Here is a 20722-nt window from a genome sequence, read left to right as displayed (position 1 = left end):
TCACACTGATTTTACATTTCCATGAAATAAACCGTATGAAATGTCATCACAAAATAAATTTAGGTAAAGTAATGTAGCGATTAATTGAGCGTAATGATTTATTCCCAACGCTCCGCTGAATCATAATCACTTTGGCGCGCATCGACCCATCTATTTTTATTTTCAGAGAGCCCTTCTTTTTTCCAAAATGGCGCGCGTGTTTTTAAGAAATCCATAATAAATTCAGCAGATTCAAACGCGCTATTACGATGGGAACTAGTGACACCCACAAACACTATTTCTTCACCAATATTCAATGTGCCCACTCGGTGAATAACACTGACTCGTTGTAAAGGCCAACGACCTCGTGCTTCATTAACAATGTCATTAAGCGCCTTTTCAGTCATACCTGGATAATGTTCAAGTGTGAGCGTACTTACTTCATCCCCTAAATTGTGATTACGCACTTTCCCTGTAAAGGTCACAACTGCGCCATCACTGTCACACTCAGAAAGCCATTGGTATTCATCACCAACACTAAAATTTTCGGTTTGTACTGAAATACGAGTTGATGCGCTCATTTTATCCTCCTGTAACAGGTGGGAAAAAGGCGATTTCATCACCATCATTAATAATGTGAGAACCTTGAACAAAGGATTGGTTTACTGCCGAGAGTAACTTGCCATCTTCTAACGCCAGTAACCAACGTTCACCTTTGGTAATTAATGCCTTACGCAAATCGTCTACTGTGTGGTATTCACAATCTAATTCAAGAGAATCAACACCGACTAACTCACGGACTTGAGCAAAAAAGAGAACTTTAATCATGCTTCCACCTTAAAGTGACCAGATTTGCCACCTGTTTTTTCTAATAAACGTACAGGCCCTATCACCATATCTTTTTGAACCGCTTTACACATATCATAAATCGTTAACGCAGCTACCGATGCCGCAGTTAATGCTTCCATCTCAACCCCTGTTTTACCGGTTAAACGACAAACAGATTCAATGCGTACACGATTAGATTCAGTGAGTGCTTCTAAACGCACTTCAACTTTAGTTAATAACAGCGGATGACATAACGGGATTAATTCCCATGTTCTTTTTGCTGCTTGAATACCTGCAATTCTTGCTGTCGCAAATACATCACCTTTATGGTGTTTACCTTCGGTGATCATACTTAATGTTTCTGCTGACATTTCAACAAAGGCTTCAGCACGCGCTTCTCGCACTGTTTCAGCTTTAGCGCTAACATCTACCATGTGAGCTTCACCGGCAGCATTAATATGAGTTAGTTGAGACATGCACAACTCCTGAAATTAACGAAATAACAGAGCGAAAAACTACCCACCAATAACAGATAAGTTCGGTGTAATACCGCTATCACCTTGATGAAGAAAATGGGTTTCTCGTTTATGAAGAAGGCCACCCTGAATACGCTGTTGTAATGCCTCTTGTTGACTATCGTCAGCAAGTAGGTCACGTAACGGAATACCATTTTCACCAAATAGGCAAAGATGGAGATTACCAATAGCTGAAACACGTAAACGGTTACAGGTTAGGCAAAAGTCTTTCTCATAAGGCATGATCAGACCAATTTCACCTTGATAATCAGGGTGGGTAAATACTTGAGCAGGCCCGTCACTACGGGCGCGAGGAATTTGTAACCAACCTTCATTGAGTAAGCGCTGGCGAATAACTTCACCAGACAAATGAAAGCGGTTGAAAATATCACTACCGTCACCAGTTTCCATTAATTCAATAAAGCGCAGCTGAATAGGCCTGTCTTTGATCCAATTAAGAAAATCAGGAAGATTTTTATCATTCACATTGCGCATCAACACAACGTTAACTTTGACTTTTTCGAACCCTGCGGTAAATGCAGCATCAATACCTTCCATCACTTGGCTAAATTTATCTTGTCCAGTAATAGCGTGGAATTGACGAGGATCGAGACTATCAACGCTCACATTAATCGCACTCAAACCCGCGTCACGCCATTGTGCAACATCTCGTGATAAACGATAACCATTGGTTGTCACTGCGATTTTTTTAATTGCGGCATTATCTTTGATTGTCGCGATAATATCAGTAAAATCGCGGCGCATTGTCGGTTCACCACCCGTTAAGCGGATTTTTTCTGTCCCTAATGCGGCAAAAGATTGTGTCAGTCTGCTGATTTCATCTAATGAAAGAAATGATTTATGACCGTTAGGCTTATAACCATTAGGTAGGCAATAAGTACAACGGAAATTACACACGTCTGTAATTGAAAGACGTAAATAGAAAAACTTGCGGGAAAACGCATCAACGAGTTGTTGCATAATAACACCTTTCCAAATCGGGAGATGCTGGCATTTCTACCTTGCACCCTGGTGACTTGTTTCGTCACGGCCAGAACATCATATCTTGTCAATACACGACTTAGACGTTAAGGCTAGGAGTTTATCTTTACCTGTTTTTCACAGGTTTCTAATACCTATATATTTATTGTGGATTCTACCTGCTAATTATGTAAAAAGCGAATAATGTTTTCGCTATATAATTTATAATACAACGACTTACAACACTTTAGTCACGCTAATAACATAAACAAAAACACTTTCATTGGTTAAATATTAGCCTATCAAAAGTGAAATTAAACTAGGAATGTGATGAAATCACGTCGTGATCATAGGCTTAAAATTTAATTGTGATAAATTAGCGGCAAATTTTTAAAGATGAGTAGAACAAATATGCGAAATCGCACGCTAAGTGATTTAGATCGTGTTGTTGCCCTTGGTGGTGGTCATGGCCTTGGACGTGTGCTTTCAGCACTCTCCTACTTAGGCTCTCGCCTTACTGGTATTGTCACAACAACAGACAATGGCGGTTCTACTGGCCGTATTCGTCAAGAAGAAGGCGGCATTGCGTGGGGTGATATGCGCAATTGTATTAATCAGTTAATTACTGAGCCTTCTGTTGCTTCTGCAATGTTTGAATACCGTTTTTCTGGTACAGGTGAACTGGCTGGACACAATTTAGGAAATTTAATGCTAAAAGCGTTAGATAACTTAAGTGTTCGGCCTTTAGAAGCGATTAATCTTATTCGTGGATTATTAAGAGTCAATGCGCATCTTATTCCTATGTCTGAACAAGCCGTTGACCTAATGGCAATAGACGACCAAGGTAATGAGATTTATGGTGAAGTTAACGTTGATATTTTGCCTAAGATCCCACAAAAACTTGATCTTTATCCTAAAGTACCAACGACAAGAGAAGCCATTGAGGCCATTGAGCAAGCGGATCTTATCTTAATTGGCCCTGGTAGTTTTTTTACCAGTTTAATGCCTTTGTTATTATTGCCAGAGCTTGCACAAGCATTACGCCGCAGCAGTGCAACAACAATTTACATTGGTAATTTAGGCAAAGAATTAAGCCCTGCGGCTGCCAGTATGACGATGTCTGATAAAATTGCCATGATGGAGAATTATATTGGTTTACAAACAATAGATGCGGTGATTATTAGCCCTGAAACACAATATGAATCGATGAAAGGTCGATTAATTGTACAAGCTCAATTGGAAGCCAAAGATATTCCTTATCGTCACGATCGCCACTTATTAGGTAAAGCTATTGAGTTAACACTGCAGCAATTAGGGCAACGTAACACATCAGCTCAAGCCGTTAAATAAAATTCAACCACCTAACTTAACAGCCTAATTTCATAAAACAAACCGCATCTGTAATAAACAGAAAATGCGGTTTGTTTGTTGATAAAAACGTAATATTACTATTGGTTTTCAGCGTATTATTAACTATTAAGGTGTTTTAACGTAATACGTTGGCTGATGGTTTCTTCAATTTCAGAAAGTGTCATTGGCATATCATTTTTCATTAAACCGAGGCCAGCCACAGTTCGAGAGAAAGATGTTAAATCCAATGGCGGTAAATCCATTATCCAATTTTCTTCTGTTGCCAACGTATCTTCTGCATTAAGAATATTTTGTATAACATCCGTAAAAGCTTGATGAGAAGAAACCCAATCTTGATCGCCACTCGCCCAAAACCAACGCGCCGCAATAAAGTTTTTCCACATATCTTCCCAGCCATCGTAAATTCGACGTAACATTGAGGCACTCATTAGTGACCATGTTTGTGCTTCTTGCTGGGTAATATAACCTTGCTGACACCCTTCTAAACAGAGCTTGTTAAAACGGCAGAGATCCCAAATAAGATATTTCACATTTTGAATATTCATACGATTAGTGCTCATCATATCGATTTGCCATAAACGCTCGTTTTTATCATGTTCCGTTAACTCTGAAAGCAAAATATCATTTTTTAACGATTGAATATCTTCCTCTTTACCTTCTAAAATCTGATCGCGCAGTTGGTAAAAATCATTGGTATGGCCTTGGGTGAGTAACCAAAACAGTTGATAGACTAAATCCCAACGATCGTTAATTCCCCAGCCTGCAGATAATCCACCATCATCTTTGCCTTGGTCATACTCGTTATATGCCCATTCATTCATCACAGCGTAAGGTGCTGCTACATATAATCCCCATTCATGAGGTAATAATTGATCTGTTGTATTTTCTACTTCAGATAAAATGGGCTCCTGCCCTGCTGTTGATGGTTTTGATAATTCACTATCTTGTACAGCAAATTTGCGTAACCATTTAAAAAGCAAAATAAGAAGAATAACACCAATAATGACCCCTGCAGAGCCGGGAAACCCTGCATAAACATAACCACTCATTCACTGTCCTTAATATCTTTTTTATCTTTGTAAATAATTGACGCTTGTTTGTGGTGATATTTAAACAGTTGAACGCCATTAAGGGAATATAAAACTAGGGAAAAAGTGAAAGATAAAAGGGAAAAAGGGATAATCCGGAGTAAATATACAGATATCCCTTTATTGTGCTGGTTTAAATTCTATTATTAAGAGTTCGCAATAAATTGAGCACGCAACGCTTGTAGTTTATCTCGCGTACTTGCGGCTTTTTCAAACTCAAGATCTTTGGCATGTTGGTACATTTCAGCTTCTAAACGCTGGATCTCTTTTTCCAATTCAGCAGTCGATAATAATGGGTAATTTTCATGAATATCTTTTGCTTTATGCCCTTTCTTGTTACGACCTTGAGAAGGTTGACCAATCTTAAGAATATCCCCGACTTTCTTGTTTAACCCTTTAGGTACAATGCCATGTTCAAGGTTAAATTGTTGCTGTTTCTCACGACGACGTTCAGTTTCACCAATTGCTTTCGCCATTGAGTCCGTAATTCTATCGCCATATAAAATTGCTTTACCTTCAAGGTTACGAGCCGCACGACCGATAGTCTGAATTAATGAACGCTCTGAACGCAAGAAACCTTCTTTATCTGCATCCAAAATGGCCACCAAAGAGACCTCTGGCATATCCAACCCCTCTCGGAGTAAGTTGATACCGACTAATACATCAAACTCACCAAGGCGCAAATCACGAATAATTTCAACACGTTCAACAGTATCGATATCAGAGTGTAAATAGCGAACTCGCTCACCATGCTCTTCTAAATATTCTGTTAAATCTTCTGCCATCCGTTTTGTTAATGTGGTAACCAATACACGTTCATTTTTCTCAGCACGAATACGAATTTCAGAAAGCAAATCATCAACTTGTGTCGTAACAGGTCGCACTTCAATAATCGGATCAAGTAAACCTGTTGGTCTTACAACTTGTTCGACAATTTCATCACCTGATTTTTCAAGCTCATATTTACCTGGTGTTGCTGAAACATAAATCGTTTGTGGTGCTAACGCCTCAAATTCTTCGAAACGCAATGGACGGTTATCAAGCGCAGAAGGTAAACGGAAGCCATATTCAACTAAGGTTTCTTTACGCGAGCGGTCACCTTTATACATTCCACCAATTTGAGGAATAGTAACGTGTGATTCATCAATCACTAATAAACCGTTAGCAGGAAGGTAATCAAACAGGGTTGGAGGTGGCTCACCGGGGCCTCTACCCGATAAATAACGTGAATAGTTCTCGATACCGGAGCAATACCCCAACTCATTCATCATTTCGAGATCAAATTGAGTACGCTGTGTTACGCGTTGCTCTTCAACAAGTTTATCGTTAGCTAAAAGTACTTTACGTCTCTCTGCGAGTTCTTTTTTGATTTCTTCCATCGCTTCAAGAATACGCTCGCGGGGAGTGACATAGTGCGTTTTAGGATAAACGGTAAAACGAGGCACATTATAGTGAATTTGCCCAGTTAAAGGATCAAACAGTGAAAGACGTTCGACTTCTTCATCAAAGAGCTCAACACGTAATGCATAATCATCAGATTCAGCAGGAAAGATATCAATCACTTCACCACGGACACGAAATGTCCCGCGCTGAAAAGCTTGATCATTACGAGTATATTGTAGATCAGCGAGACGACGCAAAATTGCACGTTGGTCGATTATCATGCCGTTTGTAAGGTGAAGCATCATTTTTAAATAGCTATCAGGATCACCTAAACCATAAATCGCAGAAACGGATGACACCACAATCACGTCTTTACGCTCTAATAGGGCTTTAGTGGCAGACAGACGCATTTGTTCAATATGTTCGTTAACAGAAGCATCTTTTTCAATAAAGGTGTCAGAACTTGGTACATAGGCTTCTGGCTGATAATAATCGTAATAAGAAACAAAGTATTCCACTGCATTTTCAGGAAAGAATTCTTTCATTTCACTGTAAAGCTGCGCTGCTAAGGTTTTATTTGGCGCAAGCACCATCGTAGGCCGATTTAAGTTGGCTATCACATTAGCAATAGTAAAAGTTTTACCTGAACCAGTTACCCCTAAAAGGGTTTGATGTGCAAGCCCATCGTCTAATCCTTCACAAAGTGAAGCTATAGCCGTAGGTTGATCACCAGCAGGCTTAAATTCAGAATGCAGTTTAAAAGCTTTGCTCATATTTTCTTCTCCTCGCTGACACTCCTTATGATACTGGATAAAAATCCAGCTTCAATCTCTATCTACTAAAATTTATCTGAATAATTAGCATAAGTTATCCCCAGTTTTAGAACTGGGATTTTTTCAAAAAGCAAGCCCCTATTTTGTGAATTATTCAAAGAGACACGTCAACAACATTCGCTCTATTGATTTTATTTAATTAATTGATATATAAGAATTAAAAATAAAAGTTGAGAATAACGCCAATCTTTAGCAATGCCTTGTATTCTCTCTATTCAGAGTATTTTTATAATGGTAATACACAAGGTTATCCACAGGAATAGTGGATAACTACACAAAGTTGTTATCTCTCGGTAGGTTACGTCTTTTTTTCCAGCTTAAAATATCCTTCAAAATTGGCAAAATTTATTTTTTTTATTTTTTTATTGGCATAAAAAATAGACTTTTATCATTTACCCAATAATGGCTTATCAACCTAGTTTTAAACAAGAAAGATCGAGGTAAGGCGTAAAATTATGCTCTTTTACTTCATTTAAATAGGGTATTTTGCCTAAGAACGGTGCTTTAATATGCTGCTTTAATGTTGCCAGATATTCCTTCTGATATCGCCCTGCGGGTTCAACCTCATTGGCAACCCAACCCGCCAATGTTAAACCAGATTGAATAATTGCTTGTTGCGTTAATAACGCATGATTAATACAACCCAATTTAACACCTACCGTTAAAATAACAGGAAGCTGTTCATTAATAACCCAATCAGAAAAAAATTGTTTTTCTGATAGTGGCGTAAACCAACCACCAGCCCCTTCAACTAAAATCCAATCAGCCTGCTGTTTTAAATACGATAAACCTTCTGACATTACATTAAAATCAATAGGCTGATTCATTTCATCACTGACAATATGAGGCGATGTAGGTGTTTCAAAACAGTAAGGATTAACACGGTGATAATCTAACTTTACCGTACTGAATTTTTGCAATGTAAGTGCATCTGAATTACGTAAACCTTCATTTAGCCACTCACTTCCCGAAGCAACTGGTTTATAGCCCATGGTTTGATATCCTTGATGCGCTGCACATTGTAACAGTGCACTACTTACCACGGTTTTACCTACTTCTGTATCTGTACCTGTTAAAAACCATGTCTTAGTCATGTGATATTTTCCCTATAACAATTTGATAAGTAAGTAAATATTTACCTAATTCTATTTTCCACACCTTTTCTAGTGCACGAAATTTCTGTCGTGTCATTAACCCTTTTTGTCGATCACCCTGCACAAAATTGGCACCAACGCCCTTCAAAGAAGCAAAGAGCGCATGTAATGAGTCATATTGTTCTGTGACAGTTTCAATAGAAAATTGACAATGAAAACCACGACACGCTTTCTCAATATCGTGAAGCGATAAAAAAGGATTAACATGGGGATGTTTATCAAGAGATTGCCAAGCATCTCTGACTTCTTGCAGTGTCAATGTAGTGAGTGTTGAGAAATAAAGTGCACCTTTTTTATTTACTGCTTTCATGAGTGAGTTAATCGCAACGGATAAATCATCACACCATTGCATCGCTAAATTACTAAACACGATATCCACACTTTGTGACGTAATTGCACAATGTTCTATATCACTTTGTAGATAACCATCTGCCCGTTGTTGTTGTTTTGCCACTTGTAGCATCCGATGTGATAAATCAAGTGCAATAACAAACTTGCCTTGCTGTTTCCATTTTTGGCTGAAATACCCTGTTCCACATCCTGCATCTAACACAATATTGCCACTATCATGACGTGCTAAATCCATTAATTTATTACCACTGTAGCGCTGAATATTAGCGTGATTATCGTAATGAACAGCGGCTTTACCAAAGGTTTGAGCTATACGTTGTTTATCTGTTTTGACTAAAGAATGCATGAAGCGTCTCGATTAACAGCTTAATATCTGAAAGGTGATGGCGAGTGGTTAACGTTATTCGTAAACGTGCACTATGAGGTGGAACTGTAGGTGGAAAGATAGCTTTTACCCAAAGCCCTTTAGATTGCAGATAATCTGAAAGTGTTTGGCATAATTGCTCATCACCAATAATTATTGGCTGAATAGCGGTTTGTGAAGACAATAATTTAATAGGAAGTGAAATAACGCCTTGCCGAAAGGTATCAATTAATTGTTGAAGATATTCCCGTTCATTATTCGCTTGCTTAATAACATTCAAAGCAGAGTTTAAGGCTATAGCTTGTGCCGGTGGCATTGATGTACTGTAAATAAGATGACGAGCATATTGTTCAAAAAACTCAGCTGTTGGCTTATTACAAAGCACAGCCGCCCCACTGACACCAAAAGCCTTACCAAAAGTCACCACTAATAGCTCAGGTTTGATACCCGCTTCATCACAACTACCTCGACCTTCTTTACCTAAAACACCAATACCGTGTGCGTCATCGACCATTAACCATGCATCATGTTGTTGGCTTATTGTTGCTATTTCTGTTAATGGTGCTTGATCTCCATCCATGCTAAATACCCCTTCTGTAACCACCAAGGTTTTACTAGCCGACGTTTTGTTAAGTCGTTGAGATAAAGAGTCAGAAGAGTTGTGTAAAAAACGCCATAATGTGGCGGGTGATAATACGGCGGCTTCCATTAACGAAGCATGGCATAGTTTATCCGCAATGATAGCATCGTCTTTTTCAAGTAATGCTGAAATAACACCTTGGTTAGCGCTATAGCCAGATGAAAATAACAATGCATTATCGTAACCCAGCCAATCTGCTAGATGCTGTTCTAATTGCGCATGAGCTTGTGTAAATCCAGTGATATGCCCTGATCCACCGCTACCTACACCGTACTCATCAGCACCTTGTTGCCATGCTTTAATAACGTCTGCATGCTGGCTAATGCCTAAATAATCATTGCCGGAAAAATTAAGGTATTTTTCACCGGATGTGGTGATCAAAAAGCGTCCCTCCGCCTGTTTGATCACTTTGCGTTTTCGCCATAATGGCGTATTTCTACGCCCATTAAGTTGTTTATCTAAATAGGTTTGCCAACTCATTACAGTGCCGCGTTATAAAATTGTTCAGTGTCTTTATTGGCAACAGCTTGTATCAAAGCTTCTTCTTGCTGATTGTCGCCCATAGATACTGCTAATCGTTCAGGATTTAAGCCTAATTTACGGAATAATTGGTGATCTTTATCTTCGGTTGGATTGGTTGTTGTTAATAATTTGCAACCATAGAAAATAGAGTTCGCCCCAGCCATAAAGCAGAATGCTTGTGTTTGTTCACTCATTTGCTCACGACCAGCAGAAAGGCGTACATAAGAGCGTGGCATCATGATACGAGCAACGGCGATAGTACGAATAAAATCAAAAGGATCGACATCTTCATTATCAGCTAATGGAGTACCTTTGATTTTGGCTAACATATTAATCGGCACACTTTCAGGAGGCTGTGGCAAATTGGCTAATTGCACCAACATTGCAGCTCTGTCTTTAACTTCCTCGCCTAACCCTAAAATTCCACCCGAACACACTTTAATACCGGCATTGCGCACTTTATCAAGTGTATCTAAGCGATCTTGATATGTTCGCGTTGTCACGATACTGCCATAAAATTCAGGTGAGGTATCAAGGTTGTGGTTATAAAAATCCAGTCCTGCATCTGCTAATCGGTTAGCTTGTGAATCATCTAACTTGCCCAAAGTCATACAAGTTTCCATACCTAATGCTTTGACTTCTTTCACCATCTGTTCAAGATAAGGCATGTCACGTTCATGAGGATTTTTCCAAGCGGCTCCCATACAAAAACGCGTTGAACCTGCTGCTTTCGCTTTTTTTGCCGATTCAATCACTTGCTGCACTTCCATTAAACGCTCTTTTTCTAATCCCGTTTTATAGCGCGCACTTTGAGCACAATATTTACAATCTTCAGGACAAGCCCCTGTTTTAATAGAAAGCAAAGTACTCACTTGGATTTGTGAAGGGTCAAAATGTTGACGATGCACTTGTTGTGCTTGAAAAACCAAATCTAAAAATGGCATATCAAACAATGCTCTGGCTTCTTTTAATGTCCAGCGTTTTAGTGTGCTCACAATACAATCTCCTGTTTAAAAGTGATTGCCAGTTTAAATAATAGGGTTATCATGTCAACTAAAATTGATCACCATTGGTTTACATGATTAAGTGAAAAATAGAATGACACCTGAAGATATCGCTTTCGATTTACGCCACATTTGGCATCCATACACCTCAATGAGTAATCCGTTACCTGCTTACCCTATCGTCAGTGCAAAAGGCGTTGAATTAGTCTTAGCTGATGGTAGAAAACTGATTGATGGAATGTCTTCATGGTGGGCGGCAATTCATGGATATAATCATCCTGAACTTAATAATGCGGTTACCACACAACTAAACAATATGTCTCATGTTATGTTTGGTGGCATTACTCATCCCCCTGCAGTATCACTTTGTCGAAAATTATTAGCGATAACACCAGAGCCTCTTGAATGCATATTTCTAGCAGATTCAGGTTCGGTTGCCGTTGAAGTTGCTCTGAAAATGGCCTTGCAATATTGGCAGGCTAAAGGTGAAAAACGTCAACGTATTGTGGCGTTAAAACAGGGTTATCATGGCGATACCTTTGGCGCGATGTCAGTGTGTGATCCAGATAACTCCATGCACAGTCTGTACAAAGGTTACTTACCTAATCATCTCTTTGTAGATGCACCTAAAACAGGCTTTTATGAAGAGTGGGAGCCAGCTGATATTAACTCATTACGCTCAACACTAGAGCAACATCATCAAGAAATTGCCGCCGTTATGCTTGAACCAATTGTCCAAGGTGCGGGCGGAATGCGAATTTATCATCCTGAATATTTAAAACACGCAAGAGCCCTGTGTAATGAATTTGATGTGTTATTAATTGCAGATGAAATTGCCACTGGTTTTGGTCGAACAGGTAAGCTATTTGCCTGTGAACATGCTGAAATATCGCCAGATATTATGTGTGTAGGTAAAGCATTAACAGGTGGATATATGACTTTATCAGCCACTTTAACTACACGTCATATCGCAGAAACTATCAGCCAAGGTGATGCAGGATGCTTTATGCATGGCCCTACTTATATGGGAAATCCTTTGGCTTGTGCTGTTGCTGATGCCAGTTTATCTCTATTAGCAAAAGGCGATTGGATAAACCAAGTTGCAGAAATTGAAAAACAACTAAAACGCGAGCTATTACCGTTAAAACAGACTAAAAGTGTCAAAGATGTGCGGGTTTTAGGGGCGATTGGCGTGGTCGAAATGAACGAGCCCGTTAATATGGCAAAATTACAAAAAATCTTTGTAGAGGAAGGGGTTTGGATCAGGCCTTTTGGCAAACTTATTTATATTATGCCACCATTCATTATGCCACCAGCAAGCCTAACTAAACTCACTCAAGCAATTGAAAAAGTGGTTAATCTTTCATAAATCTTTCATCAAAATAAACCTCTAGCAAGGTAATGTTTTGCTAGAGGTTCACAGTGTTTTTTATACTGTGACAGTTATTTTGTCACAACGGTAACCCACATTGCGCCTTTACCTACTGGGTAACAAGCTAATTCAGTTAATGCGCCGGTGTGTTTATCAATACGAGAAACAGAAGCAAAATCTGATTTTTGACCACAAGAAATCAGATAATTGCCTGTATTATCAAGATTAAAACCACGAGGCTGTGTCTGTGTTGAGTAATGCCCCACAGGTTGTAAATAGTCGCCCGCTTCTGAAATTGCCATCGCACAGATAAAGCTTTCAGAGCGTTCGCTGGCATAAAGAAAACGGCCATCAGGTGTGATATGAATATCTGATGCCCAACGAGTACTGTTAAATGTTTCAGGGACAATATCGACCGTTTGCATTAAACGATATAAATCCCCCATACGACGATATACATTGATTGTCGCATCTAATTCATTAAGGCAATAGAACACATCCCCATTAGGATGAAACGCCATATGACGAGGGCCTGCATTTTGTGCTGTTGTCAGCTCTTCAGTTCCCGCCTCGGTTAAACGACCGTCTTCTGATAAATTAAATAAACGAATATGATCTTCACCTAAGCAAGGAACAATTAGTTGTTTATTATTCCAATCGATATTAGATGAGTGAGGCTTATTTAATCCGTCAATAATTTGAATAGGTGATTGAGGGACCCCCATCTCATTAATAGGCAAAACAGCCAAATTGCCTTGATGATAGGAAGGAACAAATAAGAAACGCCCAGTTTTATCTAAGCATAAATGAACAGGAGTACTTGGAATGGAAGTGATAGCCTTTTGTTCTAACTGACCATCGGCTGCTATCGCAAATGTCACTACACTAAAATGAGGACGAATACCTACATAAAGGTATTTTCCATCCGCACTTGCAATCATCGGTTGTACTTGCCCTGCAACCTCAACAACCTGCAATAAATCCATTTCACCTTCAGTATTTAATGAATAAACATGGATTTGCTGACTCTCTGGACTTGCTACGTAGACTAGCTGTTTCATCCCTTCTCCTTAAAACAGATTACCCATTGATTTATAAAGAATAATAGAAAAACTAACGTTTAGTTGTCACGATTAAGCTAGTTTATCTTTTATTAGTTAACGTGTACCATCAGCAACATTGCATCTTAATACTATCAAGGGGCTTATTTATGTCATATCGCGTTATTGCTTTGGATCTTGATGGCACACTGCTTGATGACCAAAAACGTATCCTGCCAGAATCTTTAGAAGCACTCAATCTTGCAAGAAAAGCAGGTGTTAAAGTCTTAATTGTAACAGGTCGCCATCATGTTGCTATTCATCCATTCTATCAAGCACTCGATCTTGATACCCCTGCGATCTGCTGTAATGGGACTTACCTTTATGACTATATTGGTAAAAAGGTACTGGAATCCGATCCATTAACTACCCAAGAAACCAGCGCAGTATTAGATCTCGTTAAACAAACAGATGTACATCACTTAGTTTATGCTGATGATGCAATGATGTATGACCAACTATCAGCCCCAGTACAACGTACTTTAAAATGGTCAGAAACATTGCCTACCGCACAGCGTCCAAATTTAATCAAAGTCGATGATTTTTATAAAGCTATGCATGATGTTAATGCTATTTGGAAAATTGCGACAACAACGCCTGATCATGATGAATTACGCACTTTAGTTGAAAAAATTGAGCAACAAGTCGGTTTAGAATGCGAATGGTCTTGGGTTGATCAAGTTGATATCGCCAAAAAAGGCAACAGTAAAGGTCGCCGTTTACAACGCTGGGTTGAAGCAAATGGCATGAATATGAGTGATGTTATTGCTTTTGGTGATAACTTTAATGACCTTAGCATGTTAGAACATGTGGGCTTAGGTGTTGCAATGGGTAATGCTTCAGATGAAGTGAAAGCTCGCGCTAAAATGGTCACAAAGGTGAATTCACAGCCGGGTATTGCTGAGACTATTCATAAATATATTCTGTCTTAGTCCTATTTTCACCTTGCCAAAAGACAAAACCTCATCAAAGATGAGGTTTTTTTATCAACAAAGACAACTAATAAAATCAAAGATGACGACTTAGCGAAATACTCTTTATTTGCGCATAAAGCCACTGCCCTTCTTGAATATTCAATTCATCTTTTGCCCAAGGCGTGATCCTCGCCCATAAATAATTACCATCATTGACAAGCTTCACATCAACTTGGCCATCATTTTTAATGGTTTCAACCACTTTCATATGCAAAATATTACGAATACTGCTATTTGATGGACGAGTCGTTGTTAATGACACATCAGAAGCATCAATACGGACACGCACATCACGACCAATTTTAGTCTCGATTTGAGGCAGCCACAACACTTGGTTACCAAAAGCCGTTGCGGTCATATCGTAATGGCTATGGTGTTCTACAACCATTACATTGGCGATACTGCTTAATGTCTCTTTTTGTAACCACGGACGTAATGCACTGCTTGCCCATACATCTTCAAGTTTGCCTGTCGCCTTAATTTTTCCTGCATCCATCACAATGACGTTATCTGCAAGTCGAATAATTTCATCAAGACTATGGCTCACATACAAAATAGGAATTTGTACATCTTGTGAGAGCTTTTCTAAATATGGCAGTAGCTCACGTTTACGCGGTAAATCAAGCGATGCTAAAGGCTCATCCATTAGCATAATATCAGGTGCTGTTAACAACGCTCGCCCTATGGCAACACGCTGTTTTTCACCACCTGATAAGGTGATCGGAAAACGAGAGAGTAAATGACCAATCCCTAACAAATGAATAATGCGATCAAACTGCACTTTCATTGTCGGCGACATACCGTAAAGCAGATTTCCTTTTACAGTGTAATGAGGAAACAGCCGCGCATCTTGGAATACATAACCCACTTTACGTTTTTCAGGTGGCAGATAAATTTTCTTTTCAGTATCAACCAGTGTGTGATTGTTTAATACAATCCGCCCTGAATCTGGTTTTGTTAAGCCGCCAATCACATTAATCAGTGAGGTTTTGCCCGCTCCGGATAAACCAAAAACGGCGGTAATACTTTCTGTTGGTAGTTCAGTATTGACTTCCAGACGCAGTGATCCTAGCGTCTGTTTAAAATTCATCTCTAGCATACGCCCCCCAATCTTTTACGACCCCAACGAGTTAGCCACTCTGAAGCCATTAAAGAGACGAGCGCCAAAATAATTGCAATAACACATAAACGGGCGGCATCCATTTCCGCTCCCGGTGTTTCAATCAAGGTATACATTGCCAGAGGAATAGTTCTTGTTTCCCCCGGAATATTGGAGACGAAAGTGATTGTTGCGCCAAATTCTCCCAATGAGCGCGCAAATGCCAACACAATTCCTGCGATGATCCCTGGCATAGACAAAGGTAATGTTATGGTAAAAAAGACGCGTATCGGTGAAGCCCCTAAGGTTCTCGCCGCTTGTTCCATACGTTGATCGACAGCTTCTAATGCTAATCTGATCGCTCTTACCATCAGTGGAAATGCAACGACTGCGGATGCAAGTGCTGCGCCTCGCCAACTAAAGGTAAAGCTAAAACCAAACCAGTCATACAGCCATTCACCAATAAATCCACGTCTCCCCATACTGATCAGTAAAAGATAACCGACCACAACAGGAGGTAGAACTAAAGGTAAATGGATAATGCTATCAAGCAATGATTTACCGGGAAAACGTACCCTAACTAAAAGCCAAGCCATAAAAATACCAAAAGGTAGACTAATAATAACTGCTACAGTCGATACCTTAAGGCTTAGTATAATGGCTTGCCATTCGTATTCACTTAACATCTCCAAAAGTATAATTCCTACAGTGGGCTAAAGCCGTATTTCTTAAAGATTTCTGCGGCTTGAGGTGTTTTCAGATAGTCATAAAAATCACGAACTGCTTTATTGTCCTGACCTTTTACAACTGCCATTGGATACTCAACAGGTTTGTGGCTATCAGCTGGGAATACGCCGACCACTTTCACTTTATCACTCGCAACCGCATCAGAACCGTATACGATACCTAATGGTGCTTCATCACGTTCAACCAGCGCCATACCGCTACGTACGTTATTAGTACGCGCCATATCTGGGCTTACTGTATCCCATGCACCTAAATATTCTAATGATTCTTTTGCATAGATACCAACAGGCACATGGTCAGGATCGCCAACGGCTAGTTTTCCGCCATTAAGTAAGGATTTCCATTTAGTTTCCTTATTAATAACAACGTCATTTAATTTACTATCTTTAGGGGCAATGAGTACTAAATCATTACCTAATAGTGTATGACGTGAATCTGCAACCATTAAATTTTTATCGATTGCGTAGTCCATCCACTGCTGGTCTGCTGAAATAAACAGATTTGCAGGTGCGCCCTGTTCAATTTGGCGAGCCAGCGTTGAAGAAGATGCATAAGACGCAACAACTTCAGCTTGTTTCTCTTGCTTATATTGTGCCGAAATTTCATTAAGAGCATTGGTAAGAGAAGCGGCAGCAAATACCGTTACTTTTTCCGATGCAAAACTTTGGCTTACTAAAGCAAAAGAGATAACTGCGCCAGCAAGTAACTTGCCTGATAATTTTTTCATGTTCTAATTCCACTTAAATTAAAGGATGACACGCTGTATATACCAAGATACAGCGTAAAATGAAAGGATTAGATGTTAGAAACTGGTTATATATCAATAAATATAACCATTAAAAAGAAACAGAAAATGAAGATAGATAAACTTATATACTCTAAATAATTCAAGTCACAGCTAGGCGACAAGTGAATGAGTCACTAGGAGCATATAACCTGTGACCAAAAATAAAATTTATTAATAAATCAATTCATAACAAGTCGATACTCTAAATAATTCAAGTCACAACTAGGCGGCAAGTGAATGAGTCGCTAGGAGCATATAACCTGTGACCAAAAATAAAATTTATTAATAAATCAATGCATAACAAGTCGATACTCTAAATAATTCAAGTCACAGCTAGGCGACAAGTGAATGAGTCACTAGGAGCATACACAAGTATGTGACTAGTGCGAATGAACGCAGTCAACAACGCTGTGGCTTGAAGTATGACGAGTATCATGAGTATGTGGCTAGTGCGAATGAGAACACAGTCAACAACGCTGTGGCTTGAAGTATGGCGAGTATCATGAGTATGTGGCTAGTGCGAATGAGAACACAGTCAACAACGCTGTGGCTTGAAGTATGACGAGTATCATGAGTATAAAAAAACAGCCCTCTACAAAATAAAGGGCTGTTCTAAATCAGGAAGGGAGAAATTATGATTTTTTGTCTGCTTTTGGCTGACTTGGTGAAATCAAGTTAAACACTTCACCTAAACCATAAATGATGCCCATAATCAGTACCATAACAACAGGTACCATCAAGAGAGCAAACCCTAAACTTTTCAATAATTCAAGCATGATAACCTCTTTATCATGGTATATTCGGAAAGCCAGAGTTGGCATTTCTTCACGAATGACGAATAATAACGCTATAGATGTATATATTCTAGAGAATTATCGCTTTGTGTCGGCACAAAAAATGCGATAAACACACAAAAAAAGAAGAAGCCTATCATTATGCAAGCAGAAATATTATTAACTCTTAAACTTCAAGATAAGCTCTTTGCCGATCCTCGCCGCGTTGCGCTGTTAAAACAAATCAAAGCGACGGGTTCAATTAGTCAAGGGGCAAAAATGGCGGGCATTAGTTATAAAAGTGCTTGGGATGCCATTAATGAAATGAATCAACTCGCAGACGAACTTCTTGTTGATAGAGCAACAGGCGGTAAAGGTGGCGGTGGTGCAACTCTCACACATTATTGTGAGCGCTTACTTCAACTTTACGATCTGCTCGGTCAAATTCAGCAAAAAGCCTTTGATGTATTGAAAGATGATTCACTCCCTCTTGATAGTCTTTTAGCCGCTATTTCTCGTTTTTCACTACAAACCAGTGCTAGAAACCAATTTTTTGGTACGATCATTGAGCGTGATAACCTACAAGTTCAACAACATGTTAATGTGCTACTTGCAGATAGAAAAACGATCATTCGTGCTGCTTTGACAGAGAAAAGCGCTGATCGCCTAGGACTTAAAAAAGGTAAAGAAGTACTGATTTTAATTAAAGCACCTTGGGTCAATATTGAAAAAGGAACTTCTTTAACACAACAATATGACAATGCGCTTTCAGGCACACTCACTCAAATTGAGACAGGTAGTGAAAACAGCGAATTAGTGGTGACATTAGAAGGTGGACAAGAAGTTTGTGCCACATGTTCTAATCAGCATGTTAAAGAGCAAAATTTACATATTAATGACAGCGTAACCGCTTTATTTAATGCTGATCAGGTGATTGTCGCAACACTGTGTTAATCATTAATATGATTACTTTTAAATAAAAAATAAAACCATCACTTAGTTATTATTTTCACAATAATATTAAGTGATGGTTTTTGATTGTCTTTTTAAAATAAATGATGGAATAAAACTAGGTATTAATTAAATTTAATTTGGCACTATTCAAAATAGTCATAAAATCATCTAAAATAAATTTATTATTCACTTAGATAGTGTCTATCATAAAAGATCGATTTGAAAATTTGAATCCATAATAAATCATGATCTAATTTATAAAAACAATTGAAATTAAAATAATTCCCCATTCATAATAATGATGCTAATTTTATCACCTATTTGAATTTTTCAACTAATACAACGTGTAAATGCTTCTTTTATTGAAGCACCTAAAACCTCATCACTACAATTGCTTTTTAATATAATAATTGCACTATCAGGTATTCCTTCGCCGACCCAATGATCCATACGTAAGATGTTATTTGTGGTTTACACTCAATATCAAAGCTAATTTTTTATAGTCTCAACAAATCACCTGAAAAATAAACTGGTGTAGGAGTTATAAAGCTCTCGTTATAAGAGCTAATTATATGTCCTAGATATTCATTAAAATTTTTATCTAATGCTCTTACCTTATCTTCATTTTCATTTTCATTTTCATTTTCATTTTCATTTTCATTTTCATTTTCATTTTCATTTTCATCATAATGATAAACTAAGTTAGGCTGATCTGAGTACGTTAACAGAAAATAATATTGAGTTTCTGATTCTATTGAAATAAAAAATGGCTTTTGCTCTAACATATCCCACAACTCCAGATTATATAACTCCTCTCTTAAGCCGTATTGGAATAGAACATGCCCTCGTATAAACCATTCTTTGTAAAAAATGAGAGGATCATCCCCAAAAAAACCACCACTACAACGCCCAATACAATTCAAAAAATCATAAAGTTGATCAGTTGCTTTAATATCATAAAGACGTTCAATTTTTTTTATCTCATCATCAGAATACCCCTTTATTTTATGAATATTGATAGGAAGCTCTGGATAGACAGAATGTAAATAATTTATTAATTGATTATTATTCATATAATGAAAAATCACCTTACTCATAATTATCATAAGATTATTTTATTTAGCATCCATTTAAACTTTTCGACTAATACAACGTGTAAATGCTTCTTTTATTGAGGCACCTAAAACCTCATCATTACAATTGCTTTTTAACGTAATAATTGCGTTGTTAGGTATGCTTTTACCAATCCAATTATCCAATCGTAAGTGATCATAAGGAATAATAGATATGATACCATCAGTCACATTTACACTACATAAGTTCATATTTTTGAATAGTGTCGTTTTATTTTTATAATCATACTCTTTAATTATTTTCTTTATCCATTCAGAATATGATTTTTCATCATTACGCATTTCATGATATTCAGATGAATTAGCATCTAATATTTCGCTTTGGATTAATGCATTTCTTGTAAAAAAACCCAAATCAGCATCAAGTGGATCTTTGGATAAAACCTTATAACCTTTTTTAAAATCCATCAAATAAATACCACTTTTTGAAAGGGTTATTATAATATAATAATCATTGTTAAAATAGACATTTGCTCTTGAATTATTTTTTTTTGATATAGACACTATTTACTCCTCAACTATTGTAATATTAATCTTAATATTTTTTGAAGATGCATTTTTGATAGAATTATTTATTGCATCCCATTGTTCTTTGGTTGTTCTTGCAGGAACACCTAGTTCTAGAGTTTTTGATTTAACATCACTTGGTAAAATCTCAGCTCTTCCCTTTCTTTCTCCCGAATATTTATCTATAGTTGAAATATATGTATTTAATGTATTTTCTATTGATTTTGGATTTTTAATCCTTGAGGCTGTTTGGGTATTTAATG

The 20722-nt window shown here is 38.1% G+C and carries 22 protein-coding genes and 1 riboswitch; of the genes, 4 read left to right on the top strand and 18 right to left on the bottom strand.

All coding sequences use genetic code 11. The features are described from left to right. Window positions 1-98: 98 nt before the first annotated feature. The 4 genes from moaE to moaA all read right to left on the bottom strand — a co-directional run bounded on the left by moaE (window position 99) and on the right by moaA (window position 2303). Complete coding sequence (gene moaE / locus GWI68_RS17245; RefSeq protein ID WP_109409684.1) at window positions 99-560, bottom strand: molybdopterin synthase catalytic subunit MoaE; 462 nt, start codon at window positions 558-560, stop codon at window positions 99-101. A gap of 1 nt (window position 561) precedes the next feature. Then, complete coding sequence (gene moaD, locus GWI68_RS17240) at window positions 562-807, bottom strand: molybdopterin synthase sulfur carrier subunit (RefSeq protein WP_109409683.1); 246 nt, start codon at window positions 805-807, stop codon at window positions 562-564. Next, window positions 804-1283: a cyclic pyranopterin monophosphate synthase MoaC gene (moaC, locus tag GWI68_RS17235; protein WP_072062889.1), complete on the bottom strand. Its 480-nt coding sequence runs from the start codon at window positions 1281-1283 to the stop codon at window positions 804-806. The genes moaD and moaC overlap by 4 nt, the downstream gene beginning before the upstream one ends. Before the next feature lie 39 nt (window positions 1284-1322). After that, window positions 1323-2303, bottom strand: a complete 981-nt coding sequence (gene moaA / locus GWI68_RS17230; protein ID WP_088493379.1) for a GTP 3',8-cyclase MoaA — start codon at window positions 2301-2303, stop codon at window positions 1323-1325. Then, window positions 2293-2435, bottom strand: a riboswitch (molybdenum cofactor riboswitch). (Overlaps the previous gene by 11 nt.) A gap of 279 nt (window positions 2436-2714) precedes the next feature. Here moaA and yvcK point away from each other — a divergent pair. After that, entirely contained in the window at window positions 2715-3653 is a 939-nt protein-coding gene (gene yvcK / locus GWI68_RS17225; RefSeq protein ID WP_109409682.1) for a uridine diphosphate-N-acetylglucosamine-binding protein YvcK, read from the top strand. Window positions 3654-3772: 119 nt separating this feature from the next. Here the strand turns inward: yvcK and GWI68_RS17220 are convergent, their stop codons facing one another. The 6 genes from GWI68_RS17220 to bioB form a co-directional block, all read right to left on the bottom strand. Further along, a complete protein-coding gene (locus GWI68_RS17220) occupies window positions 3773-4723 on the bottom strand; it encodes a DUF1266 domain-containing protein (RefSeq protein ID WP_166541064.1) in 951 nt (316 codons plus the stop codon). A gap of 185 nt (window positions 4724-4908) precedes the next feature. Further along, entirely contained in the window at window positions 4909-6918 is a 2010-nt protein-coding gene (uvrB, locus tag GWI68_RS17215) for an excinuclease ABC subunit UvrB (RefSeq protein WP_166541063.1), read from the bottom strand. 470 nt (window positions 6919-7388) lie between these two features. Further along, a complete protein-coding gene (gene bioD, locus GWI68_RS17210; protein WP_166541062.1) occupies window positions 7389-8072 on the bottom strand; it encodes a dethiobiotin synthase in 684 nt (227 codons plus the stop codon). After that, the gene (bioC, locus tag GWI68_RS17205; RefSeq protein ID WP_166541061.1) at window positions 8065-8829 is read right to left on the bottom strand and encodes a malonyl-ACP O-methyltransferase BioC; all 765 of its coding nucleotides are present in this window, start codon (window positions 8827-8829) and stop codon (window positions 8065-8067) included. Before bioC ends, bioD begins: the two co-directional genes overlap by 8 nt. After that, entirely contained in the window at window positions 8804-9967 is a 1164-nt protein-coding gene (gene bioF, locus GWI68_RS17200) for an 8-amino-7-oxononanoate synthase (protein ID WP_166541060.1), read from the bottom strand. Before bioF ends, bioC begins: the two co-directional genes overlap by 26 nt. Continuing rightward, a complete protein-coding gene (gene bioB / locus GWI68_RS17195) occupies window positions 9967-11004 on the bottom strand; it encodes a biotin synthase BioB (protein WP_072070563.1) in 1038 nt (345 codons plus the stop codon). Before bioB ends, bioF begins: the two co-directional genes overlap by 1 nt. Window positions 11005-11107: 103 nt before the next feature. Here bioB and bioA point away from each other — a divergent pair, with 103 nt between their 5' ends. Then, window positions 11108-12382, top strand: a complete 1275-nt coding sequence (gene bioA, locus GWI68_RS17190) for an adenosylmethionine--8-amino-7-oxononanoate transaminase (protein ID WP_166541059.1) — start codon at window positions 11108-11110, stop codon at window positions 12380-12382. 74 nt (window positions 12383-12456) lie between these two features. Here the strand turns inward: bioA and pgl are convergent, their stop codons facing one another. Beyond that, a complete protein-coding gene (gene pgl / locus GWI68_RS17185; RefSeq protein WP_166541058.1) occupies window positions 12457-13446 on the bottom strand; it encodes a 6-phosphogluconolactonase in 990 nt (329 codons plus the stop codon). Window positions 13447-13595: 149 nt separating this feature from the next. Here pgl and GWI68_RS17180 point away from each other — a divergent pair, with 149 nt between their 5' ends. Beyond that, on the top strand, window positions 13596-14417 hold the full coding sequence (locus GWI68_RS17180; RefSeq protein WP_166541057.1) for a pyridoxal phosphatase: 822 nt from the start codon (window positions 13596-13598) through the stop codon (window positions 14415-14417). Window positions 14418-14493: 76 nt separating this feature from the next. Here the strand turns inward: GWI68_RS17180 and modC are convergent, their stop codons facing one another. The 4 genes from modC to GWI68_RS17160 form a co-directional block, all read right to left on the bottom strand. Next, window positions 14494-15558 (bottom strand): molybdenum ABC transporter ATP-binding protein ModC, encoded by a 1065-nt coding sequence (modC, locus tag GWI68_RS17175; RefSeq protein WP_088493389.1) that lies wholly within the window; start codon window positions 15556-15558, stop codon window positions 14494-14496. Further along, window positions 15552-16244 carry a molybdate ABC transporter permease subunit gene (gene modB / locus GWI68_RS17170; protein WP_036938363.1) on the bottom strand — a complete coding sequence of 231 codons (693 nt, stop codon included), beginning with the start codon at window positions 16242-16244 and terminating at the stop codon, window positions 15552-15554. Before modB ends, modC begins: the two co-directional genes overlap by 7 nt. A 17-nt stretch (window positions 16245-16261) precedes the next feature. Further along, window positions 16262-17032: a molybdate ABC transporter substrate-binding protein gene (gene modA / locus GWI68_RS17165; protein WP_166541056.1), complete on the bottom strand. Its 771-nt coding sequence runs from the start codon at window positions 17030-17032 to the stop codon at window positions 16262-16264. 692 nt (window positions 17033-17724) lie between these two features. After that, the gene (locus tag GWI68_RS17160; RefSeq protein ID WP_071788544.1) at window positions 17725-17868 is read right to left on the bottom strand and encodes an AcrZ family multidrug efflux pump-associated protein; all 144 of its coding nucleotides are present in this window, start codon (window positions 17866-17868) and stop codon (window positions 17725-17727) included. A 159-nt stretch (window positions 17869-18027) separates the two neighbouring features. Between GWI68_RS17160 and modE the strand changes: the two genes are divergently transcribed. Next, window positions 18028-18819 (top strand): molybdenum-dependent transcriptional regulator, encoded by a 792-nt coding sequence (modE, locus tag GWI68_RS17155; protein ID WP_166541055.1) that lies wholly within the window; start codon window positions 18028-18030, stop codon window positions 18817-18819. Window positions 18820-19149: 330 nt separating this feature from the next. Here the strand turns inward: modE and GWI68_RS20690 are convergent, their stop codons facing one another. The 3 genes from GWI68_RS20690 to GWI68_RS17145 are packed head-to-tail and all read right to left on the bottom strand — an operon-like array spanning window position 19150 to window position 20456. After that, window positions 19150-19269, bottom strand: a complete 120-nt coding sequence (locus tag GWI68_RS20690; RefSeq protein ID WP_347877539.1) for a hypothetical protein — start codon at window positions 19267-19269, stop codon at window positions 19150-19152. Between the two features lie 47 nt (window positions 19270-19316). Next, window positions 19317-19892, bottom strand: coding sequence for a hypothetical protein (locus GWI68_RS17150; RefSeq protein WP_166541054.1), 576 nt, complete (start codon window positions 19890-19892; stop codon window positions 19317-19319). Between the two features lie 57 nt (window positions 19893-19949). Continuing rightward, entirely contained in the window at window positions 19950-20456 is a 507-nt protein-coding gene (locus GWI68_RS17145) for a contact-dependent growth inhibition system immunity protein (RefSeq protein WP_166541053.1), read from the bottom strand. Window positions 20457-20722 lie beyond the last annotated feature (266 nt).

It is taken from the genome of Proteus sp. G2669, assembly GCF_009915245.1.
Lineage (GTDB): Bacteria > Pseudomonadota > Gammaproteobacteria > Enterobacterales > Enterobacteriaceae > Proteus.
This window is presented reverse-complemented; position numbering and strand designations above follow the sequence as displayed.

Coding starts and splice junctions, on each gene's coding strand:
- GWI68_RS17160 (WP_071788544.1), bottom strand. CDS start 17,868: ATGCTTGAATTATTGAAAAGTTTAGGGTTTGCTCTCTTGATGGTACCT.
- bioA (WP_166541059.1), top strand. CDS start 11,108: ATGACACCTGAAGATATCGCTTTCGATTTACGCCACATTTGGCATCCA.
- uvrB (WP_166541063.1), bottom strand. CDS start 6,918: ATGAGCAAAGCTTTTAAACTGCATTCTGAATTTAAGCCTGCTGGTGAT.
- bioF (WP_166541060.1), bottom strand. CDS start 9,967: ATGAGTTGGCAAACCTATTTAGATAAACAACTTAATGGGCGTAGAAAT.
- moaD (WP_109409683.1), bottom strand. CDS start 807: ATGATTAAAGTTCTCTTTTTTGCTCAAGTCCGTGAGTTAGTCGGTGTT.
- modC (WP_088493389.1), bottom strand. CDS start 15,558: ATGCTAGAGATGAATTTTAAACAGACGCTAGGATCACTGCGTCTGGAA.
- moaA (WP_088493379.1), bottom strand. CDS start 2,303: ATGCAACAACTCGTTGATGCGTTTTCCCGCAAGTTTTTCTATTTACGT.
- bioD (WP_166541062.1), bottom strand. CDS start 8,072: ATGACTAAGACATGGTTTTTAACAGGTACAGATACAGAAGTAGGTAAA.
- moaC (WP_072062889.1), bottom strand. CDS start 1,283: ATGTCTCAACTAACTCATATTAATGCTGCCGGTGAAGCTCACATGGTA.
- bioC (WP_166541061.1), bottom strand. CDS start 8,829: ATGCATTCTTTAGTCAAAACAGATAAACAACGTATAGCTCAAACCTTT.
- GWI68_RS17220 (WP_166541064.1), bottom strand. CDS start 4,723: ATGAGTGGTTATGTTTATGCAGGGTTTCCCGGCTCTGCAGGGGTCATT.
- modA (WP_166541056.1), bottom strand. CDS start 17,032: ATGAAAAAATTATCAGGCAAGTTACTTGCTGGCGCAGTTATCTCTTTT.
- GWI68_RS20690 (WP_347877539.1), bottom strand. CDS start 19,269: ATGGATCATTGGGTCGGCGAAGGAATACCTGATAGTGCAATTATTATA.
- modB (WP_036938363.1), bottom strand. CDS start 16,244: ATGTTAAGTGAATACGAATGGCAAGCCATTATACTAAGCCTTAAGGTA.
- moaE (WP_109409684.1), bottom strand. CDS start 560: ATGAGCGCATCAACTCGTATTTCAGTACAAACCGAAAATTTTAGTGTT.
- pgl (WP_166541058.1), bottom strand. CDS start 13,446: ATGAAACAGCTAGTCTACGTAGCAAGTCCAGAGAGTCAGCAAATCCAT.
- GWI68_RS17150 (WP_166541054.1), bottom strand. CDS start 19,892: ATGAATAATAATCAATTAATAAATTATTTACATTCTGTCTATCCAGAG.
- yvcK (WP_109409682.1), top strand. CDS start 2,715: ATGCGAAATCGCACGCTAAGTGATTTAGATCGTGTTGTTGCCCTTGGT.
- modE (WP_166541055.1), top strand. CDS start 18,028: ATGCAAGCAGAAATATTATTAACTCTTAAACTTCAAGATAAGCTCTTT.
- GWI68_RS17180 (WP_166541057.1), top strand. CDS start 13,596: ATGTCATATCGCGTTATTGCTTTGGATCTTGATGGCACACTGCTTGAT.